Genomic DNA, 19,611 nt, shown 5'->3' with positions numbered 1-19,611 from the left:
ACGCTACAACGATCGGCTTTCGAGAACCGGGAGTCAATATACCTTGGTGTCGGTTTGGGCAGGCTTACGCTGAAACGGCGGCTGAAACGGCGGGATTGATGGGCAACGTGAATTGAAAGATCGCACCGCGGCCGGCGTGGTTGCCCGCCCACAGGCGCCCGCCATGAGTTTCGACGATCGAATGGCAGATCGGCAGCCCCATGCCCATTCCGCTGGCCTTCGTCGTGTAAAACGGTTCGAAGAGGCGCTCGATGTTCTCCGGGGCGATGCCCGGACCGGAGTCGCGCACAGCCACAAGGACGACGCCCGGCTCGCTCATCGCGGTGTCGATCGTCAATTCCCGCGGCCCTTTATCAACCGCGCTCATTGCATCAATGGCGTTGATAATGAGGTTCAGAATCACCTGCTGGATTTGCACCCGGTCGCCCTTGATGGCCGGTAGATCCTCCGCAAGCCGCAGCCGCACGGAAACGCCGTTCCGGGTCGCCTCGCTGGACGTGAGCGCCATCACCTCGCGAATCGCCTCGTTGATCTGCAAGATCTCGTTGCTCATCGGGGCCTTGATGACGAGGCCATGAATACGCTTTATCACCTCGCCTGCACGCCTCGCGTCACGGACGATACGATCAAACGCCCGACGTGCCTCCTCGACATCCGGTGGGTCGAGACCCAGGCAGCGCAGACCTGTCGACGCATTGACGGTCGTCGCAGCGATCGGCTGCTTCATTTCGTGGCTGATCGACGCTGCGAGTTGCCCAATTGCAGTGACGCGGTTCGCATGTGCGAGCTCAAGCTGCATCTGGCGAGCATCCGCTTCCGCGCGTTTGAGTTCGCTCAGATCGAGCACAAACCCGATAGCTTCAGTCGAGTTCTCGCCAAGCATTGCAATGCCGATCAGCACCGGCACGCGGCTGCCATCCTTCCTGAAGTACTCTTTTTCGTAGGGCTGCAAGATCCCGGTCTTTTCCAGCTTTTCCCACTCCGTATTGGTGCGCTCGATCCACTCGGGTGGCGTCAGATCCCTCCAGCTAAGACGCCCGACCAGCAGATCGTCACGGCCGTATCCCAACATACGAAGGAACGCGTCATTGGCTTCGAGGATCCGGCCTTCGAGATCCGCGATCAGGATCCCGACGATGTTGGAATCGACGAGGCGCCGGATTTTCGCTTCACGCTCTGCAAGGTCGCGGTACAGGCGCGCGTTTTCCAAGGCGATCGCCGCCTGCGAGGCGAGCAGCTTCAACAGGGCGATGCGCTTCGGAGCAAAGACGCCGGGCGCGAGGTTGTTCTCGAGGTACAGTACACCGATCAGCCCGGCCTGCTTGAGCAATGGCAGACAAAGGACGGAACGTGCGCATTTCTGGCGGATATAGGGATCGCCGGAGAATCGGTTTTCGACTGAGGCATCGTCAATGATGACGGGTTCGTGCGTGCTTGTGACATAGCGCAGGAGCGAATCCGGCAGTGCCAACGAGTTCGGCGACTGCTGCGGCAATTCCACGATGACCCGGCTACCTTGAATGGTGGCTTCGGCCTCGACCCGCTGCAGGGCGCCCTGTCGCAGGATCAACAGACCACGTTCGGCGCCAGCGTGCTCGATTGCAGTCGTCATCAAAGACTTGATCAGGTTCTCGAGCACCATTTCGCCTGAGATTGCCTGAGCCGTCTTTACGATCGTCGCGAGATCCAGTTGCTCGCCGAGTTCCTCGATGGTCACGCGTGGGACAGGCGCAGCTTCGGGTTTGCTCAACGGGTAGAGCCGATCCAGTTGTTCGATCTTGCCGTGCGCACCCCACTGGGAATAGGCATCCCGCGCCTCACGCAAATAAGCGTGCGCGGCGCGTTCGAGGCCAGCGGCGAGGCAGCATTGCGCAGCGAGCTCGTTGGCCAGTGCCTGATCCTGGACGAATCCTTGCTCGCCCGCCGAGCGGGCGGCATGCTCGTAGAACCGCATGGCCTGCATGTCGTGTCCATTCAGACGGGCCAGTTCGGCGCGCAGCAGCAGATGCTTGTGCGCAAAAGTGATCGGACAGCTTTTCGCCCATGTTGCGAATGCCTCGATATTTGCGGTGATGTCTGCCTTGATCTCCGCTTGTCGAGCAGCTGACGCGGAGTTGTGAACCGCGGCGAGTGCAAGCGAATGATAGAGGCAGTAGTTCGCGAACTGAATGTGGCAGCGTGTGGACCAAAGTAGTGGGCTGGCCTTGGCGGCGCACGCGAGCGCCTTCTCAGGTTCGCCTAGCAGATAGTGGCGCTGGACCTGCAAAATCCAGTGGAAGCAGTTGACCACGGCAATACCACCTTCCGCGATTTGAGCGTCGATCGTGGCGTCCTCGATCGGTGTCTCATCGCTGGCGCGCCCGCGAAGCCTCTGGATGAAGTGCTGGATACTGCAGAGAATATCGTGCACGTGACGGAAGTGGATTCGCTTGACGAACTCGATTGCGTTGATCGAATCGAGCCACGCCTCGTTGAGGCGGTAGCCGCGCGCAAGAAGATCCGTCAGTCGATGTTCGAGGCTGAAGCTGGCATAAATGACTTCGCCCGTTTCTCGCGCATACCGCCTGGCCGTATCGACGCACCCCAATGCGACCTCGATCGGTTGCGTCCATAGAACCGCCATTTGCATAAAGAAATGTGCGGCCACTTGTTGAGCCACGAAACGATGTTTCTCCGCCACGGCGACCGCCAACCGGGCGAATGCCTCGCCGTCCTGGTATCGGTGGAAGAACGGACCTAGAAGAATGGAGGTAAATGCATAGGCGATGACAGCCGATTCGGTCGTGCCGTATTCCAGCGTCACGACGACCATTCGGCAAGCAATCGTCTGGGCGAGGTTCATATCGGTGAAATACGCAGTCTGCCCTAGCATATGGAAGATCTGCATGACTTCCCGCATCTCCAGGTCCTCCATCATCGGGAGTTCAAGGAGGCTTTCGATCGGGCGCGCGCCGAGGTGCGCGAATACTGCATCGAATTCTGCGGATACTTCGTCATCCGTAGGATGATCGGGTAAATCGATGGCGAACATTTCCAGACATTCGCGAGCGGTTCTGACTGCGGACGCATTGTCGGCATTCACCAACTGCAGGACCATCCTGAGCCGGTAAGCCTCGGCACGGTGTATTTTCGATCGCGCTCGAAGCAATATATCATCGATCCATAGCGTGGCTTCGCCGAAATGGGAGAGCAGAAACTCGCATTCGGCCCGCTCGAACCAGACGCCGAAGGTCAACTCGTAACTGTCGTCCCAACCTTGCTGCGAAAGCAGCGACGCAGCCGCCGCGAGATAATTGCAGGCCGAGCGATATGCGGTCGAGGCCTTCGCCTTTTTCGCGGCATCGAGGTTGAGCGTTGCTGCGCGATGTCGTTCGGGCCGCTCGACCATCAGTTCGGATCCGTGATTCAACTGGTTCACGAGATCAAAAATCCTGGTCGCAATGTCCGCTTCATCGAGTTTCGACAAAAGCAGTCGGCCAATGCGCAAGTGATGCTCTGCCCGGGATTCGGCTGGAATCAGTGCATAGGCGGCTTCTTGCACCCGGTCATGGAGAAACTTGAAGCTGCGGTCCATGCAAACGATCGCGCCGGCCCGGACGGCGTCGGCGAAATCGGCATGGACCCTGGCCTCGGAGTCATCCCAGACGCTCGCTAGCGTGCCGAAGTCGGCCTGGCTGCCGAGGCACGCCAGCAACTTTACCGCGTCCTGTGCACGAGGCGAGAGCCTCTGCAGTCTGCGGACCATCAGTTCTACGACGTTGTCGGTGAAGCCCTTTGCGTCGATCTGCTCGAGGTTCCACCGCCACGAAGCTGAATCCGGCTCGAACTCGAGAAGGCCTTCCTCAACGAGATTCGTCAATAACTGGCCCGCAAAGAATGGATTGCCGTCGGTTTTCTGGTGGACCAGTCTGGCTAGAGGCAAAGCTTGCTCGCGCGTGCATCTGAAAGCGTCGCAAAGCAGTTCGGCAAAGTCCTCCGGCGAGAGCGGGCCGAGTACGATCTCATGCACCTTCGTCCCGGCCTCGCGAATCGAACTGAGCATTTCGATGAGCGGATGCCCGGGCGCGACTTCGTTGTCGCGATACGCACCGATCAATAGCACGTGATGCATGTCAGGATGCGTGATCAGATATTCGACCACCGTTAATGTCGCCGGATCGAGCCACTGTAGATCGTCCAGGAAAATCACGAGCGGGTGCTCGGCGCGCGCGAACACGCCAACGAACTTTTGAAAGACGGCCTGGAACCTCAACTGGGTTTCCAGTGGCGAAAGTACGGGAACTGCAGGCTGGGGCCCGATCAAGCTCGCAAGTTCGGGAATCAGATCGGTCAGCAATCGCCCGTGCTGGCCAACGGCTTTTTCGATCACGTCGCGCCAGTGCGCAATTTCGGCATCCTGGCCGTTCAGGATTTGTCGGATTAGTTCGGCAAATGCCTGGGCCAATGTTGAATAGGGGATGTCTCTCAGGCGCAAGTCGAATTTTCCCGAGATGAATATACCCCGGGGCAGCACGATCACCTTGTGCAACTCATTGACGACGGAGGATTTTCCAATGCCTGAGTAGCCGGACACGAGGACCAGGTCCCGCGTTCCTTGCGTTGCGACGCGCTCGAACGCCTCCAGAAGCGTCGCGATTTCATTGCAACGTCCGTAGAGCTTCTCGGGGATCAAAAGCTGTCGCGTCGTATCGTGCGTTCCGAGCGGGAAAGGATCGATCCGATGAGCGGCTTGCCATTCACTCAGGCATTTTCTGAGGTCCCACTCCAGGCCGCCTGCGGTTTGATAGCGATCCTCGGCGGGTTTCGATAGCAGTTTCATCACGATAGCCGAGAGCGGGGCAGGGATGCCTGAGACGCGCTCATGCGGCGCAGCGGGCTGTCGCGCGATGTGGCAGTGCACCCATTCCAGAGGATCCAGCGCAGTGAAAGGAAGGGTCCCGGTCAACATCTCGTACAACGTGACCCCAAGCGCGTAGAGATCGCTGCGCGAATCGATCGACCGGTTCATTCGTCCGGTTTGCTCGGGCGCCATGTACGCGAGGGTTCCCGCGATCAATTCAGGATGTTCCGGGCTCTGGCGTTCGCGCGGAAGACGCGAGGCGATGCCGAAGCCGGTGAGTCTAACCTCGCCCGTTGAGTCGTTCACCAGAATATGCGCCGGCTTGATGTCCTTGTGGATAAGGCCGCGCTGATGGGCCTTCCCCAAAGCACTGACAATGTCAATGGCAAGCTGCAGGAACCGTTCCAGTCGAAGGGGGGGGCCAATCAGCCGGTCGAGCGGAGCGGCGCCCGAATCCTCCAGCACCAGCACGGTCTGGCTGCCCTCAGACACCAGTTCGAGCGGCCGTACGGCCCAATCGCCGGAAAGCTCTTCCTTCAGATGGTATTCGTGCGCCAGGCGTTCGAGGCTCGCGGGCGTGCAGCCGGTAGCCAAAGGCCGCAACTCCATGACCGAAGTCGGCGTGCCATCCGGGCTCAAGCGCGATGCGCGCGCGAGGTATCGCTCGCCATCCTCCCATAAGACCTGGCTGCTATCTGCAATCGAGGGGGACCGAGGCTCAGATGACATGCTCTCGAGGAATCGCTTTCATGACGGAGGCCAAAGCCATGGCTTCCGTGCTTTGCAGCGCGGGTACCGCAATATGAGGGCGATAGACGGCATCGCCTGCGCAAGTGACTTGCCCGCTCAGTGTTCGAATAGCTTCCGCTTTTGTGCGCAGCGCAACGTCGCCGGTACGGTTCGCCTTAGCGGCTCGCTGCCGCATCGCTCCACGCGACGGTGGAGGGCAAGCGGCTTTAGTAGTGCAACCAGTGCTTTTCACATGACCGCACACCTTACCGATGTTGTCATGGTCCGCAGAGATTTTTTCGGTTATGCCGTATGACCGTTGATTCGAATGGTAGCAGAATCGCGCATGCCGGGCGCCCGCTGGTTCCCCGGTACTCGCCTCAACTACGTTGACCAGGTACTGCGGCACGAAAAGCTGCCTGGGCTGGCGCTAATTGCCGAGTCGGAACCTGGGGGACCGACGGCGGGGTCCCTTTCTTGGGCTGAACTACGACGCCAGGTTGCCGCCGTCGCGCACACTTTGCGCGGGCTCGGCGTTAAAAAGGGTGACCGGATTGTCGGATACTTGCCAGATGTCCCTCAGGCGATTGGGAGCTTCCTCGCGACGGCAAGCATCGGTGTGGGCCAGCGCCTGTCGATGACCGAACCCGAAGGTCCATCGAAAGCCCGTGCGCAGCGGATCGCAGTGGCCGGCGAACTTCCGCAGTCGACTCCGTTGCAGCCACCAGGTCCGCAAGGACAGTGAGGCCTGTTTTCAGCACTTCATCAGCCAATCACCGGGGGAGGCGAGTGCTCGGCAGCCGAATCAGTCGCACGCGGGACTGCCACGGTGACCGCCATCATTTCCCTTGCCGCATTGATGGCGTAAAGGTGATTCCTACCAGCAATCCTTCTGGCCCGATGAAGCGACTCACGGTCTGGCCCCACGGCTCATTCCGGTTCCTGACCAGCATTCGATATCCGCGTGATTCAAGTTCCGCCGTAGCCGCTTCGACGTTGTCGACATCAAACTCAATCCAGGCTTGCGGGACCGGTACGTCACGAGGCCACGAATCCGTGCCGAAGCACGACTGAGCGGCCTGGGAGAGCGGCCACAAGGCGAAAGTGTTTGCGCCTTGCAGACTCTCCGTATGGAGGTAGCCGCCTTTCTCTTCCTTGAAGGGAATACCGAAGGCTCGACTGTAGAGTTCGCGGCTTGCCCGCGCTTCAATGACAATCGGGCCGAAGCCTGCGACGAACAAGGCCGTGGCTTTGGGGATCTTTTCCATGGTTTCTCCTTTGCCGCGAATGAGCGGCGCCATGAGGAATGAACATGTCCCCCCGCGCCCGTCGAACTGATGTGGCGGGCGGCATTCAGGTAGCGCGGAGCATGGATGAGTGTAGGCTTGTTTCAAGTGGCCGACAGGCATCCCCACGCGGCAGCGAAGGGCGACCGGGTTGGTTCGGTAGTGCTCGCGGCATCGACTATGTGTGTCACGTCACAGCGTACTGCGGACGCTCGATTGTCCCTTTCCGACTTTTGTCGAGCGGCCGTAGATGGCCGAATTCACGCATTCGCCCTCATAAGACGGCCACCGCGCGCATGGCCGCCCCTTTGCTCAGTTCGCCATGCGTCGTTGCGCGCCCATTGAGCCGCCTGCTAATCGCAGACAAATGCTTGTCACACACTTTGTCTGCGCCCAGGCCGAGCATTCTCCCGATTAGTGCCACAATAAGCACGCATCAGTGCCAGCAATATCCCGTCACGGAGGCGGACGTGGTTCACATCGCAAATACAGCGGTTTGCGCGACGGTGAACGGAATTAACGCATCCCGTTTCTTCCGATATTTTGCGCCGGTTCTTGTTGGTGCGATGTTGGCACCAGGTTTGGCGCAGGCTCAGTCCCTTTCGTTCGACTCATTTGCTGTGCCCTCCGGCAGCGCACCGCACGATGTCGCGCCAGAGTCTGGCGGCTCCGTCTGGTACACCGCGCAGGCGCAAGGCGCAGTCGGAAGGTTGGACCCGCGCAGCGGCAAGACCGAGCGGATCCCGCTCGGCAACGGATCGGCGCCGCACGGCGTGATCGTCGGTCCGGATGGAGCCGCATGGATCACCGACGGCGGGCTGAACGCGATCGTACGCGTCGATCCGAAGACACTCGCTGTCGCGCGCTTCCCGTTGCCTGAAGACCGACAGAACGCCAACCTGAACACGGCGGTTTTCGACAAACGGGGGCACCTTTGGTTTACCGGACAAGGCGGAACCTATGGTGAGCTTGACCCGCGCAGCGGCAGCATGCGCGTGTTCGATGCGCCGCGAGGGCCGGGCGCCTATGGCATCTGTGTCACCCCTGATGGCAGCTTGTACTTCGCTTCATTGGCTGGCAGCTACCTCGGCCGCATCGATCCGGTGAGCGGCGCGGCGGAGGTCATCGAGCCGCCAACACCGAAACAGGGAGCGCGCCGGGTATGGTCCGATTCAAAAGGACGCGTCTGGATCAGCGAATGGAACGCAGGAAAGGTGGGAGTGTTTGACCCGGCGACGCACCGTTGGCGCGAATGGAAACTCCCGGGCTCCGATCCGCATGCGTATGCGATATTCGTTGACGACAGAGACATCGTCTGGCTCAGCGAATGGAGCACTAATGCGCTAGTGCGCTTTGACCCAAGAACCGAACGATTCGAGACGTTTGCGCTGCCGCGGCCACACGCGAACGTACGCCAGATGATGGGCCGGCCGGGAGAAGTCTGGCTGGCGGAGTCTGGCACGGATCATCTGCTGCGCTACCGGTCCAGCGCAACGATTGGCGGCAGCAAGTGAGACCATTGCAACCGTTGTTCTCTCCAGGCACCCCCAATGACAGACGATTCCGATTCCGATCCCGACAAACTGAAGGGTCCTGGTGGCATGACGCTGCGGCAGATCCACGAACAGGTACGCAAATCCGTCCAGCGGGATCGCGAAGCGCAGCCCGCGCACAACGCGCCCACGCCTAGAAGCCGATGGCATCGGTGGGTACGGTACGTATGGGGCCGCAGCGGGCGACGCTAGCTGCTGACAGGCAGCACTGTGAGTGCCACTGACCGGCGGCTCGACTGTTTCCGCCGTCATGCGCTCGCATGAATGTCTGCTACGACGCGGATTGCGGTCGTTGCGGATGCGAGCGTGTGAGTCGCCTTGTGGCCGAAACCCAGAATGTTTGCTAACCACGCGGTGACCGCTGATAGTCGCGTGGCACGAGCTTCCGGAAACGACCCATGTTGCCGTTCGATCTCCCACACTGAAAACGGCCGCCTTCGAGTGCACATCGGTCGCTTGTTTCGACATGGGAGCGAGGACGCCAGGGCCCCCGGTAGTCAGACGAATCGCACCCTCGCGCCGTCTCCCACAGACTGGTGAACAGAATTTTTCTAATTTTCACCAGCTTGAAAATTTAAATTCACATGGCCATACTACAAACGTACCTTGACCAGGACGACCCATTCCTGCCTGTGAGCGAAACCGAACTGCCCGGCGTGATCGAGCGCATCCACTATGCATCCGCAACGGCGTCGGCGGCGTTGAAGCCCGTCGCGCGATGGCTTGCCTCTCATTCGCTCGACGCCGCGACGCGCACGATCGAGGAAGTCGCCGAAGCGTGTGGAGGCTCCGCTGCCAGCGTCAACCGGTTCGCCAGGCACGCCGGATATCGCGGGTTTTCCGAGCTGAAGGCGGAACTTGCCGCAGTCGTGCGGCAAGCGCTGCAACCGGTGGAGAAACTGGAAGCGCCGACGGCCCAGGAAGGAATCGGCGCATGGCTGGCAGATCACCAACGCAACCTTGTCGCGATGGATTCGTCGCTGCAACAAGAGCGATTGGCCCAGACGGTGACGCGCATCGTTTCGAGCAACTCTGTGTATTGTCTCGGGCTAGGCCTGAGCACCTATTTGACCGGACTATTGGCGGACACGTTGATGCCGTACCACCGGCGCGTCATCTGGGCCGCGGCTGGAGGCGGCAGCGAGCAAGCCGCGCGACACATGGCGCACATTGGCACAGGCGACACGTTGATCGCGATCTCTCTGCCTCGCTATTCGCGCGACACGGTCGAACTTGCGCGATTCGCCCGCGAACGCGGCGCTTTCGTCGCCGCCCTGACCGACAACCCGACCGCGCCTCTCGCCGCTACGGCCGACACGGTGTTGCTGGCTCCGGCTGAGCATCGGGTGCTGTCGTCAAGTGCAGTGGCCATGGTGGCGCTCATCGAAACATTGACATCAGAAGTGCTGAAAGCAACACCGCAGACAAAAGCCATGGCGGCCACTTTGTCGCAAACGGTTCTGCCGTACCTCGTGTTCGACACCACATCGTCGACGCAGGCGAAAGCCGAAGCGGGCACGAGGCGCAGCAGCAAGACCAGGGGCATCAGCCGAAAGGGTGGCGATGGCGGTGCTGGCGGGCCTCGCAGAATTCGCAACCGATCGTGACTTTGCGTTGGCCGCCTTCAATTGTCTCAGCAAGTCGAGAAGCAGAGGAGACGCAATATGACCACTACCTCCGATAGCGCTGCCGGTTCATCGGTCCAGCAACTCAGGGACACGACGGGGCTTGCAGGGCATCCGCGCGGGCTCACCACGCTGTTCTTCACCGAGATGTGGGAACGATTCAGCTTCTACGGCATGAGAGCCATTCTCGTGCTGTACATGGTTGCGGCTCCTGGGCTCGGCGGCCTCGGCTACGACACGCCCCATGCGACGGCGATCTACGGTACGTACTCAATGGCCGCGTTTCTGCTCGCGCTTCCCGGCGGCATCATCGCCGACCAGTGGCTCGGCACGCGTCGGGCGGTGTTGATCGGCGGCATCATCATCGCATGCGGTCACTTCACCATGGCCATACCGGCGGTCCCGACGTTCTTCGCCGGACTCGTGCTCGTTGCATGCGGCACGGGTCTGCTCAAGCCAAATGTGAGCGCACTCGTGGGCGGCCTCTACCCACAAGATGACGAGCGCCGCGACAGCGGGTTTTCGATCTTCTACATGGGCATCAACATCGGGGCATTCCTCGCGCCGCTTGTCTGCGGCTTTCTTGCGGAAGCTGAGCCATTCAGGAATTTGCTGCGCTCATTCGGCATCGATCCGGTCAATAGCTGGCACTTCGGTTTCGCAGCGGCAGGCGTCGGCATGCTGATCGGTCTTATCGTTTTCTGGCGGCAAAGAGGCCGTCTCGAGCATGTCGGCAATCGGTACGTGACAAAGCCTGTACCGGCGACACAGAAGCAGCAAGGCAGTCGGCTGCGCACGACGATCTATATCTCGCTCGGCGTCTTCACCGTCATCGGCACGCTGCTCGCCGGAAGCAACTGGCAGAACGTGCTTCCGTTCCTGCTGGCCTTCGATGCGCTCGTTCTCGTCGTTGTAATGGGTCTGCAGGAACAACTGACAATTGCCGAGTGGAAGCGCCTCGCCGTAATGGGCATCTATTTCGTCGTGACGATCGCTTTCTGGGCCGCATACGAACAGAAAGGCTCGAGTCTGAGTCTCTTTGCCAAGGAACTGGTGCAGCGAAATATCGGCAGCTTCCTCGTGCCGGCAGCGTGGTTCCAGTCGCTGACCGCCTTGTACGTGATCATGCTCGCACCGGTGTTCGCGGCGCTCTGGGCGCGGCTCGGCCCTCGTCAACCCTCGAGCCTCGCTAAGCTCGCGCTGGCGCCGCTGTTGATCGGTGTTGGCTATGCCGGGTTTGCGATCATGGCCTCGTCGCTTTATGCCGGCGCCAGGATCAATCCGCTCTGGCTTGCCGGTCTGTTCCTGTTCGAAGTGTTTGGCGAGCTGTGCTTGAGCCCTGTCGGCTTGAACCTCGTCACGAAGCTCGCACCGGTGAAGCTGGTTGGATTGATGATGGGACTCTGGTTCTTCGGAAGCTCATTCGGCTACAAGCTGGCCGGTTATCTTGCGGGCTTTTACTTGCCTGTCCCGGCACGGCTGACATTGCTCTATGGGGGCATCGCCGCGGGGCTCATCGCCGTGTCTGCGCTGCTGTTCCTCTTGATGCCGATGATGAGAAAGCTCGTCGGCGAGGAATCGCCCCAAGCCGTGGCTCACGCGCATTGATCGAATACGGCAGGAGGAGTGAAATGGCACAGTACATCCTGGCAATCCATGGCGGCGCCGGAACGCTGCAGCGCGGCGTCATGTCGGCGGAACAGGAAGCCGCTCATCGGGCAGCACTCGAAGAAGCGCTCGACGCAGGCCATCAGATTCTTAAAGGCGGTGGATCGAGCGTCGAGGCTGTTGTTGCCGCCGTCGTCGCGCTGGAGAATTACCCGCTTTTCAACGCAGGGCGCGGCTCCGTGTTCACGCATGCGGGCACGCACGAAATGGACGCGGCCATCATGGAAGGCCATACCGGGCGCGCAGGCGCGGTGGCTGGCGTGTCTCGCATCAAGAATCCCGTCACCGCGGCACAGCGCGTGATGGATCGGTCCACACACGTATTGCTCTCGGGAGCGGGGGCTGAGCAATTCGCCGCCGACGAAGGCCTGGCTCTCGAGAGCCCCGAATACTTCTATACCGACTTTCGCTGGCAGCAGTGGCTCGCCGTGCGCGATACCGGACGCGAATTGCTTGATCACGACGGCACGGCATTGCTTCGCAAACATGATCCTTGCGACGCGTGCGGACTCATCAATGGCGAGCACAAGTTTGGCACGGTCGGTGCCGTCGCGCTCGATGCGCTGGGTCATCTGGCCGCGGCGACGTCCACCGGTGGCTTGACCAACAAGCGCCACGGACGAATCGGCGATTCCCCGCTGATCGGATGCGGCACGTTTGCGGACGCGCGCGTGGCCGTGTCCACGACGGGAACGGGAGAAGCGTTTATCCGCGCTGTCGCGGCCCATGACGTCGCAGCGCGAATGAAGTACGGTCATGCAACAGTCGATGAGGCTGCGCGCGCGGTCATAAACGAGGCGATCCCGCAGCAACGCGGCACGGGAGGGCTCATTGCCGTCGATGTCGAGGGGCATGTATCGATGCCGTTTAACACCGACGGGATGTATCGCGGCGTTGTTCAGAGCGATGGCAAGCGGTACGTCGATATCTATCGGTAGTTGACGGCACTTCACAATGCCAAAGACAAAGGCCTTCGCCTGAGAGCCGTTCGGATGAAATCGGTGCACTTGCGATCGCCATAGTCGGAGCAACGAGCCTGGACCGCCGAAATTGCGTGCGCTTATGCCCGTCACGTCGGCGAGCTGGCGAACCATGAACTGGTCGCGAATGTTCGCCGTCATATGCGCCTGCACTCCAGCGGCCGCTTGCGAAGGGCGATCCGCCGTTTGAATGTCCGTTCATAAGGAGCAAGGAACGGCAGGAGTTGGCAGATATCGGCATTTCGACGTTGGCCTATCGATAAGGCGACCGAGCGCGTAGCCGCGATATACCTGATTATCACGTCCAGCCCCCAGCCTTCATGCGCCTGACTTCAGCGGCACGCCTGCGCTTGCCACCTGGCGGTCTTAACGGTGTTCGCAGACATCAGGTTGGCGGGCGCCTGCCGCGACGCTGGTCGCCAACGCGTTGCCTGGTCCACATGCCGGACGTCCAGGTGAACGGCGGCGGCTGGATGCCGGCCCGGCCAGGTTAGCATCCTGCCGGCGCGATCAACGCGCGCCACGATCGGCGGCCCCGTGGCGGAGCGCCGGATGACGCGTGGCAGGGCGACAAGGCGGGGACGCCTCAAGCAAGGTCGAGCATGGTTCCGCGGCAATGATGGTTGCCGCAGTGACAGGCATACCCATCGAGCGTCGCTTGGTCGCTTCCGGGCGCGACCTCCAGCGCGTAGTCGATGAACAGCTCTTCGCCGGGCGCGATGTCCCTCGCAGCGTCAATAAAGACGCGCTCACCTTCCTCGATCGCCTCGCAGTTCGCCACGCAGGCATGGTTCAGCCAGCGCGCCCCGTTGCCTCCGCGCGCACCGTCAATCACCCGGCCATCGGAAAGCCCGAACAGGAACGTGTGGCCTGCTTCCCCGCGCCACCTGTGGAACCGCGCAGCTTCCTTCCAGGTGGTCACGAATCCCTTGTATTCGAAGATGCGTTCGCCGGCCACCAGCGGTCGCAATGCGAATACGCCTTTTCCATGGATGATGGATTGCCTGACAGTGACGCGTTTCATGGGTACCGGCGAGAGGGAAAGGACGCGAAGTATAGGCCGCGAAAAATGTCTCTGGTGGGACAGGCGGCGCGCGGTGCGGGAATTTTTGCGCGAAAGGGGGAGGCAGGCGTTCACCAGCCGATGCGTTGTCGTGAGCCTCACCCCGGCTCGCGGGTGGTGCGCGAATCGGCGCGGACCGCGTGAGGATATCGATGATGACCATCGGTACGCCGCAGTGCCGGTCGATGAAGGCCGGCCGAGGTTCGACGACAGTCTCTTCAGAGGAGGTGCTGACCACTGCCGCGATGTGCAGCAGTTCACGCACCTTCGCGAGGTTGGCGCGGCGCACCAACCTTGGTCTGTTTGCAACCTGAGGGAACTTCCTTACTCACCCATTCTGGCGGCCGGACGTCAACAGCACCAACGCTTCGCGCAGAAGCAGGACTGTTGCGCCAATCTCAGCCGTCGGATCGGCACTTCTTCCCGCCATGATGAGGTAGGCGTTGTGTACTGCGCTTGAATGCTGCGCAAGCGCAATCATGTCCGGCCCGCTCGGGCCGCGCACCGCAGACAGCCAGTTCTGTACAGTCCTCTCACTGGCTCCGGTCCACCGCGTTAGCGTTTTGATCGCGCGGCGCGCATCTCCAGGTTCTTCCTTCAACGCCGTCGCAATCACACGAGGATATTCGGTGTGAATCTGGCAGGCCCCTTGACGCAAACTGTTGCGTATCGTCGGCAACATTTTTCGTGCCTCCGTAACTATATTTCCTGAATGAGGTGCGCAATGGTGCCGTTGGAGCCCCTGGTTTTCATGGACAGGGAACTCAGGCCGGGTACCGTTCGCGATTCACGGGAGCTTGATGTGGATCGAACAGCCCAGACGCTGGATTCGCCCCCCGGAGTTCAGAGCAGCCGCGGTCGCGCGGCTGCCTACGTGCGTATGTCGACAGAGCATCAACAGTATTCGACCCAAAACCAGCGTGACAGGATTCTTGAGTACGCCACCCGCCGCGGGTTGCAGATCGTTCGTACGTATGCCGACGAAGGGCGAAGTGGCTTGAGTATCGATGGTCGTCCAGCCCTGCAAAAGCTCATCGCGGATGTTGAGCACCGTCGAGCGGATTTTCAGGTCATCCTGGTGTACGACGTAAGCCGCTGGGGGCGCTTCCAGGACGCCGATGAAAGTGCGTACTACGAATACATATGCCGGCGGTCCGGTATCGAGGTCGCGTATTGCGCCGAGCAATTCGACAATGATGGCTCGCCGATTTCCACTATCGTCAAAGGGGTCAAACGTGCGATGGCCGGTGAGTATAGCCGGGAACTGTCAGCAAAAGTCTTTGCTGGACAATGTCGATTGATTGAGCTCGGTTTCCGGCAGGGAGGAGGTGCCGGCTATGGGTTACGCCGCCAGTTGGTGGACCAGAGCGGCGTACTGCAACGTGAACTGCATCGCGGCGATCGCAAGAGTTTGCAAACCGAACGCGTTATCCTTGTGCCCGGTCCCGAAAGCGAGATACGTATTGTCAATCTGATCTATAGCTGGTTTATCGACGAATCCTTGAGCGAGCGGGAAATCGCCGCACGCCTCAATGCGATGAATGTCCGGACCAACTTCGATCGCGAGTGGTCGCGTTCGAGCATAAGGGAAGTGCTGACGAACGAAAAGTACATCGGCAATAACGTGTACAACCGGATTTCGTTCAAACTCAAACGGCTACGCGTCAATAACCCGCCCGGAATATGGGTCAGAAAAGACGGCGCATTTCAGCCGGTTATTTCAAGTGAGGTGTTCTATACCGCGCAGGGCATCATACGGGCTCGGGCCCGCCGTTACACAAATGATGAGTTGATCGATCGGCTTCGTAACCTGTATCGCAATCGCGGTTTTCTGTCCGGCGTCGTGATAGATGAAACGGAGGGGATGCCGTCATCAGCCGTCTATGCCTATCGATTCGGAAGCCTGATACGAGCTTACCAGACGGTTGGATTCACACCCGGCCGTGACTATCAATACATTGAGGCGAACAGATTTCTTCGACAACTTCATCCACAGGTTGTGGCAGATACGGAGCGGGCTATCGCCGACCTTGGCGGTGCAGTGGCCCGGGATCCGGGCACTGACATACTGAACGTGAACGATGAATTCACGGTTTCTATTGCGCTCGCTCGTTGCCAATCTCATGAAAGTGGGCGAAATCACTGGAAGGTGAGATTCGATACCAGCCTGTTGCCTGATATTACGGTCGCTGCGAGGCTCAACTCGGGCAATAGCGCGTTGCTCGACTACTACCTGTTGCCCCGTCTCGATTTTACCCAGCCGCGCATTCACCTCGCCGAGCATAACCCGATCGAATTTGAGAGCTATCGCTTCGACACGCTGGACTACCTCTACGGGATGGCTGAGCGGGCACGCCTCAGGAGAGCGGCATGAATGGCGTGCGGGGAAAGAGCGCGATCCGAATGATCCCGATCGACAGTATTGAAATCATCAACTCAAGGGAGCGCGACAGTCGTGTCTTCGAAGAAATCGTCGACAACATCCGAGCCATCGGCCTCAAAAAACCGATCAAGGTGACCCCTCGCGCAACCCGCGACGGTACAGAGAAATATCTGCTTGTATGCGGCGAAGGTCGTATCAGGGCATATCAGCGACTGGGGGAAACCGTCATTCCTGCGCTGATCGTCGATGTGAATGACGAAGACGCGTTCATCATGAGTTTGGTCGAGAACATTGCCCGCCGCTCGCCCCGTCCACTTGAACGACTGGGAGGGATACGGCGACTGTACGAGCAGGGGTATTCCTCACACGCGATTTCGGAGAAAACCGGGCTGACACAGGATTACATTCAGGGAATCCTGCACCTTTTTCGCCATGGCGAGGAGCGACTGCTCGTCGCCGTGGAGATAGGCCGCATCCCGTTGAGTGCAGCCCTCGCGATTGCCGGTGCCGGCGACGACGATACGGCAATCGAATCGGCGCTTCAGGATGCCTATGAATCGGGGCGGTTACGAGGACGGCCGTTGCTGGAAGCTAGACGTGTCATTGAGCGTAGAAGGATTCTTGGTCGAACGGACAAACGTGGAACTTCGAAGAAGAGCGTAGACGTGACCGCATCAAGCCTGGTACGCGCGTACCAGAATGAAGTTGAGCGTCAGAAAGCCATGATCCCGAAAGCGGAATTCACGCAGCAGCGGCTGATATTCATTGTGAGCGCACTACGTCAGTTGCTGTCTGACGAAAACTTCGTGAATCTGCTTCGCGCCGAGGACCTGGCGACATTGCCAAGATACCTGGCGGATCGCGTCTGGTCCAGTGGGGGTGCAATATGACAGGCGTGACGTTGGCTTTCATCCCGGAGCCTCTGTCTGTGTCGCTAGACTGCTTGCTGCCATCACGGAGATATCCCGCGAACATTTGCGGAACTGGAAAATTCAGGAAGATCGAGTCGTCTATCAGAGAGGTAGGACTCATTGAGCCCCTGTCGGTGATGCCGGCTGACAAGGCAGTGGGGCAGTACGTTATTTTGGACGGACATCTCCGTGCTCTCGCCTTGAAGGGTATTGGAAAAAATGAGGCTGAATGCTTGATTGCTACCGACGACGAGACATATACGTACAACAACAGACGAAATGGAGTCTCGACGATCCAGGAACACTACATGATTCAACGTGTGATTGCCCGAGGCTCACCGCCGGAACGGGTCGCAAAGGCACTCGCAATGGACGTCGCCACAGTTCAGCAGAAACTTTCGATTCTCGACGGGCTGTGCAAGGAAGCGACGGAACTCCTGGCAAACCGGCAGTTCTCTCCAGCCTTTGCGCGCGCGCTCAGGCGGATGAAGCCCATGCGACAGGTCGAGTGTGTCGAGTTGATGATAGCGGCAAACAAGTTGACGCATCGATACGCTGAGGCGCTTCTGGTCGCCACGCCCGCAAGCGCGCTGGTTGATGGGCTAAAGCCAAAAAGGATGCAAGGAATTAGTGCGCAGCAGGCAGTCAGGATGGAGCGGGAGATGAGCAATCTGCAGACGCAATACAAACTGGTCGAGCAGACCTACGGGCAAGACGTCCTGCACCTTGTCCTGGCCAAGGGATATCTGGACAAGGTGCTGAAGAACAAGCCAGCAAGGCAGTACCTGCGTCAAAATCATCCGGATCTCCTGGCAGAGTTCGAGGCGCTAGTTGCAACGATCGCTCTCGATAGGCAGCAGATTGTCGCGGCCGCGTGATTCTGCGTGACGTCGTCCCCCGACCCAGGCAACCATGTCTCTTTTCGCGCGAAAGTGAGTCACCCAAATGGCAACGTGCGTACGTCTACAGATGCCGCATGATGGTTGACTTTACTCGTTCACGGCAATAGCCCAAAAGCTGCCTTCGACGATTTCAACGTTCGGTCTATGGGGACTCGTCGAAACGGTGCTCTCGGCCACGCAGAGACCTTCACCTGTGCCTCTACTGAGACATCAGGATGAACGGCCACTGACTAGCCCTGAGGTTCCGCCGCTGCCATAGCCCTGCGCGTGACAAGTTCGCCGAGTGCAACGTCGGCGAGCGCGACAAGCAAGGGCGCATAGACTACCGTCAATACAAGAATACTTATCTTTATAGTGATGCCGAGCGTCGATTTCTGGAGGAAACTCGAGCGCTCTGCTTCAAGACTGGCTGCGGCTCCGCATACGTATGCGCACCGAGCCTTCCGGTCACGCGCCGACCAACTCCCAAGCGCCGATCCGCGGTTGAACATTGTGTACGGATTCACCGCGGTTCAACACATGCTGCAACTTAGTCCTGAACGCAGCGTTTGTGAAATAGTCGATCAGAGAGATGCTCCTAAACAAAGGTCCGATGTGAACGCCTCATTCATACACCGCCTGCCCACGCGCGTCCGCGATCACGCCGTAGGCGGCGACACTTACGTCGTGCGCTTACGCCGGCGTCAGTCGGGGTGACTCGGAAGAAGACGGGACTTCGCGGAGGCTCACCATGAGAGCTTGGCAGGCGCGACTTCGCTAGGAAGCATAAAACTCATAAAACTACTGGTCCCCCGATACACGCACTTTCACGTCATCAGTCAGCCCGCCGATACACCGTAGTTAAGGAGCACATACGCATCCTCCGACGGCGCATCTGCCGGCGGAATAGTAATTTCCCAACTGTCAGAGTCCCCGGCAACAGGCGCGATGGTCACCTGAGGCGCACGGATGATATCGTCTTCTGTCAGGTAAACGTTAGGCTTTGCCCAAAGGACCACGCCAGCCTTGGGCTTCGCAAAGCTCTGAAAGACATACGGCAAATGTGCCCTCGTTATGACCAGCTTGATTGGCTGATCTTGCACCGTCTCATGACGAGGCCAGTCGTCGGTGAAGTCATATCGTGCACTTACAAGATGATAGACACCCTGGTGCTGGTCATCAAGTGACTGGCCATCCAGGCCGTCTACGTCAGGAAGTTTTCGTTCGTCGCGTACTTGGCGTTGATTTCCTTCGATATCGAGTTCGATACGCGTGGCAATCGTCTCGTCGGGCTTGCCGTTAAGCGGGTGGTCCGCGCAGACCACACGATTGTGGACGATAGTCAGGAACGAACGTCCGAGTACATCAAAATGCGCAGTGGGCGGCGTATTGACATGAGCGGCGGCTTTCGCGGCAGCACCGGCTTCAGGTCTGCATTGAACGTGTCCAGTAACCCGAAGTGTTAATAGGGCCTCGGCTCGAACTGTTGCGCGTAAACGTCAGCGCGCATCGATCAGCCGGCCGATTTGTGCAACAACACCGATCGGAGAGGCAACTTTCTGGTGCCTCGTTTTCACACTTCAATGACTTCAATAACGATTTAAATTCGCAACCTGGGCCGAAGTGGTTTTTAGGTCGTTGTGTGGCCAAGCGCACATACCGCGGAGAACGGTTACCACCAGAGCCGTTGAC

The 19,611-nt window shown here is 59.5% G+C and carries 13 protein-coding genes and 1 pseudogene; 8 read left to right on the top strand and 6 right to left on the bottom strand.

All coding sequences use genetic code 11. From position 1 onward, the window contains the following. Window positions 1-64: 64 nt before the first annotated feature. Window positions 65-5,479, bottom strand: a complete 5,415-nt coding sequence (locus tag AB4Y44_RS36230; protein WP_342924163.1) for an AAA family ATPase — start codon at window positions 5,477-5,479, stop codon at window positions 65-67. Window positions 5,480-5,897: 418 nt separating this feature from the next. Here AB4Y44_RS36230 and AB4Y44_RS36225 point away from each other — a divergent pair, with 418 nt between their 5' ends. Next, the gene (locus tag AB4Y44_RS36225; RefSeq protein ID WP_368702210.1) at window positions 5,898-6,314 is read left to right on the top strand and encodes an AMP-binding protein; all 417 of its coding nucleotides are present in this window, start codon (window positions 5,898-5,900) and stop codon (window positions 6,312-6,314) included. Between the two features lie 94 nt (window positions 6,315-6,408). Here the strand turns inward: AB4Y44_RS36225 and AB4Y44_RS36220 are convergent, their stop codons facing one another. After that, window positions 6,409-6,837, bottom strand: coding sequence for a VOC family protein (locus tag AB4Y44_RS36220; RefSeq protein WP_342924165.1), 429 nt, complete (start codon window positions 6,835-6,837; stop codon window positions 6,409-6,411). Window positions 6,838-7,421: 584 nt separating this feature from the next. Here AB4Y44_RS36220 and AB4Y44_RS36215 point away from each other — a divergent pair. The 4 genes from AB4Y44_RS36215 to AB4Y44_RS36200 all read left to right on the top strand — a co-directional run bounded on the left by AB4Y44_RS36215 (window position 7,422) and on the right by AB4Y44_RS36200 (window position 12,639). Further along, window positions 7,422-8,369, top strand: a complete 948-nt coding sequence (locus AB4Y44_RS36215; RefSeq protein ID WP_342924221.1) for a lyase — start codon at window positions 7,422-7,424, stop codon at window positions 8,367-8,369. A 671-nt stretch (window positions 8,370-9,040) separates the two neighbouring features. Next, the gene (locus tag AB4Y44_RS36210; RefSeq protein ID WP_342924166.1) at window positions 9,041-10,015 is read left to right on the top strand and encodes a MurR/RpiR family transcriptional regulator; all 975 of its coding nucleotides are present in this window, start codon (window positions 9,041-9,043) and stop codon (window positions 10,013-10,015) included. 57 nt (window positions 10,016-10,072) lie between these two features. Further along, window positions 10,073-11,641: a peptide MFS transporter gene (locus AB4Y44_RS36205; protein ID WP_368702209.1), complete on the top strand. Its 1,569-nt coding sequence runs from the start codon at window positions 10,073-10,075 to the stop codon at window positions 11,639-11,641. Window positions 11,642-11,664: 23 nt separating this feature from the next. Beyond that, entirely contained in the window at window positions 11,665-12,639 is a 975-nt protein-coding gene (locus tag AB4Y44_RS36200; protein ID WP_342924168.1) for an isoaspartyl peptidase/L-asparaginase, read from the top strand. A gap of 628 nt (window positions 12,640-13,267) precedes the next feature. On the opposite strand, the gene AB4Y44_RS36195 is transcribed toward AB4Y44_RS36200, so the two are convergent. Continuing rightward, complete coding sequence (locus tag AB4Y44_RS36195) at window positions 13,268-13,705, bottom strand: SET domain-containing protein-lysine N-methyltransferase (RefSeq protein ID WP_342924169.1); 438 nt, start codon at window positions 13,703-13,705, stop codon at window positions 13,268-13,270. A 367-nt stretch (window positions 13,706-14,072) separates the two neighbouring features. Then, window positions 14,073-14,426: a hypothetical protein gene (locus AB4Y44_RS36190; protein ID WP_342924170.1), complete on the bottom strand. Its 354-nt coding sequence runs from the start codon at window positions 14,424-14,426 to the stop codon at window positions 14,073-14,075. A 69-nt stretch (window positions 14,427-14,495) separates the two neighbouring features. Here AB4Y44_RS36190 and AB4Y44_RS36185 point away from each other — a divergent pair, with 69 nt between their 5' ends. Genes AB4Y44_RS36185 through AB4Y44_RS36175 form a run of 3 tightly spaced genes read left to right on the top strand, consistent with a single transcriptional unit; the run spans window position 14,496 to window position 17,916 of the window. Beyond that, window positions 14,496-16,118, top strand: a complete 1,623-nt coding sequence (locus AB4Y44_RS36185; RefSeq protein ID WP_368702208.1) for a recombinase family protein — start codon at window positions 14,496-14,498, stop codon at window positions 16,116-16,118. After that, window positions 16,115-17,017 carry a ParB/RepB/Spo0J family partition protein gene (locus tag AB4Y44_RS36180; RefSeq protein ID WP_368702207.1) on the top strand — a complete coding sequence of 301 codons (903 nt, stop codon included), beginning with the start codon at window positions 16,115-16,117 and terminating at the stop codon, window positions 17,015-17,017. Before AB4Y44_RS36185 ends, AB4Y44_RS36180 begins: the two co-directional genes overlap by 4 nt. Then, entirely contained in the window at window positions 17,014-17,916 is a 903-nt protein-coding gene (locus AB4Y44_RS36175) for a plasmid partitioning protein RepB C-terminal domain-containing protein (RefSeq protein ID WP_368702206.1), read from the top strand. Before AB4Y44_RS36180 ends, AB4Y44_RS36175 begins: the two co-directional genes overlap by 4 nt. Before the next feature lie 507 nt (window positions 17,917-18,423). Here AB4Y44_RS36175 and AB4Y44_RS36170 read toward each other — a convergent pair. After that, window positions 18,424-18,597: pseudogene (locus tag AB4Y44_RS36170) on the bottom strand (Tn3 family transposase); the annotation flags it as partial. 161 nt (window positions 18,598-18,758) lie between these two features. After that, entirely contained in the window at window positions 18,759-19,244 is a 486-nt protein-coding gene (locus tag AB4Y44_RS36165) for a hypothetical protein (RefSeq protein WP_368702205.1), read from the bottom strand. Between the last annotated feature and the right edge of the window lie 367 nt (window positions 19,245-19,611).

The organism is Paraburkholderia sp. BR10937 (assembly GCF_040965695.1).
Taxonomy (GTDB): domain Bacteria; phylum Pseudomonadota; class Gammaproteobacteria; order Burkholderiales; family Burkholderiaceae; genus Paraburkholderia.
The sequence above is the reverse complement of the archived record's forward strand: the minus strand, read 5'-3'. Positions and strand labels throughout refer to the sequence as shown.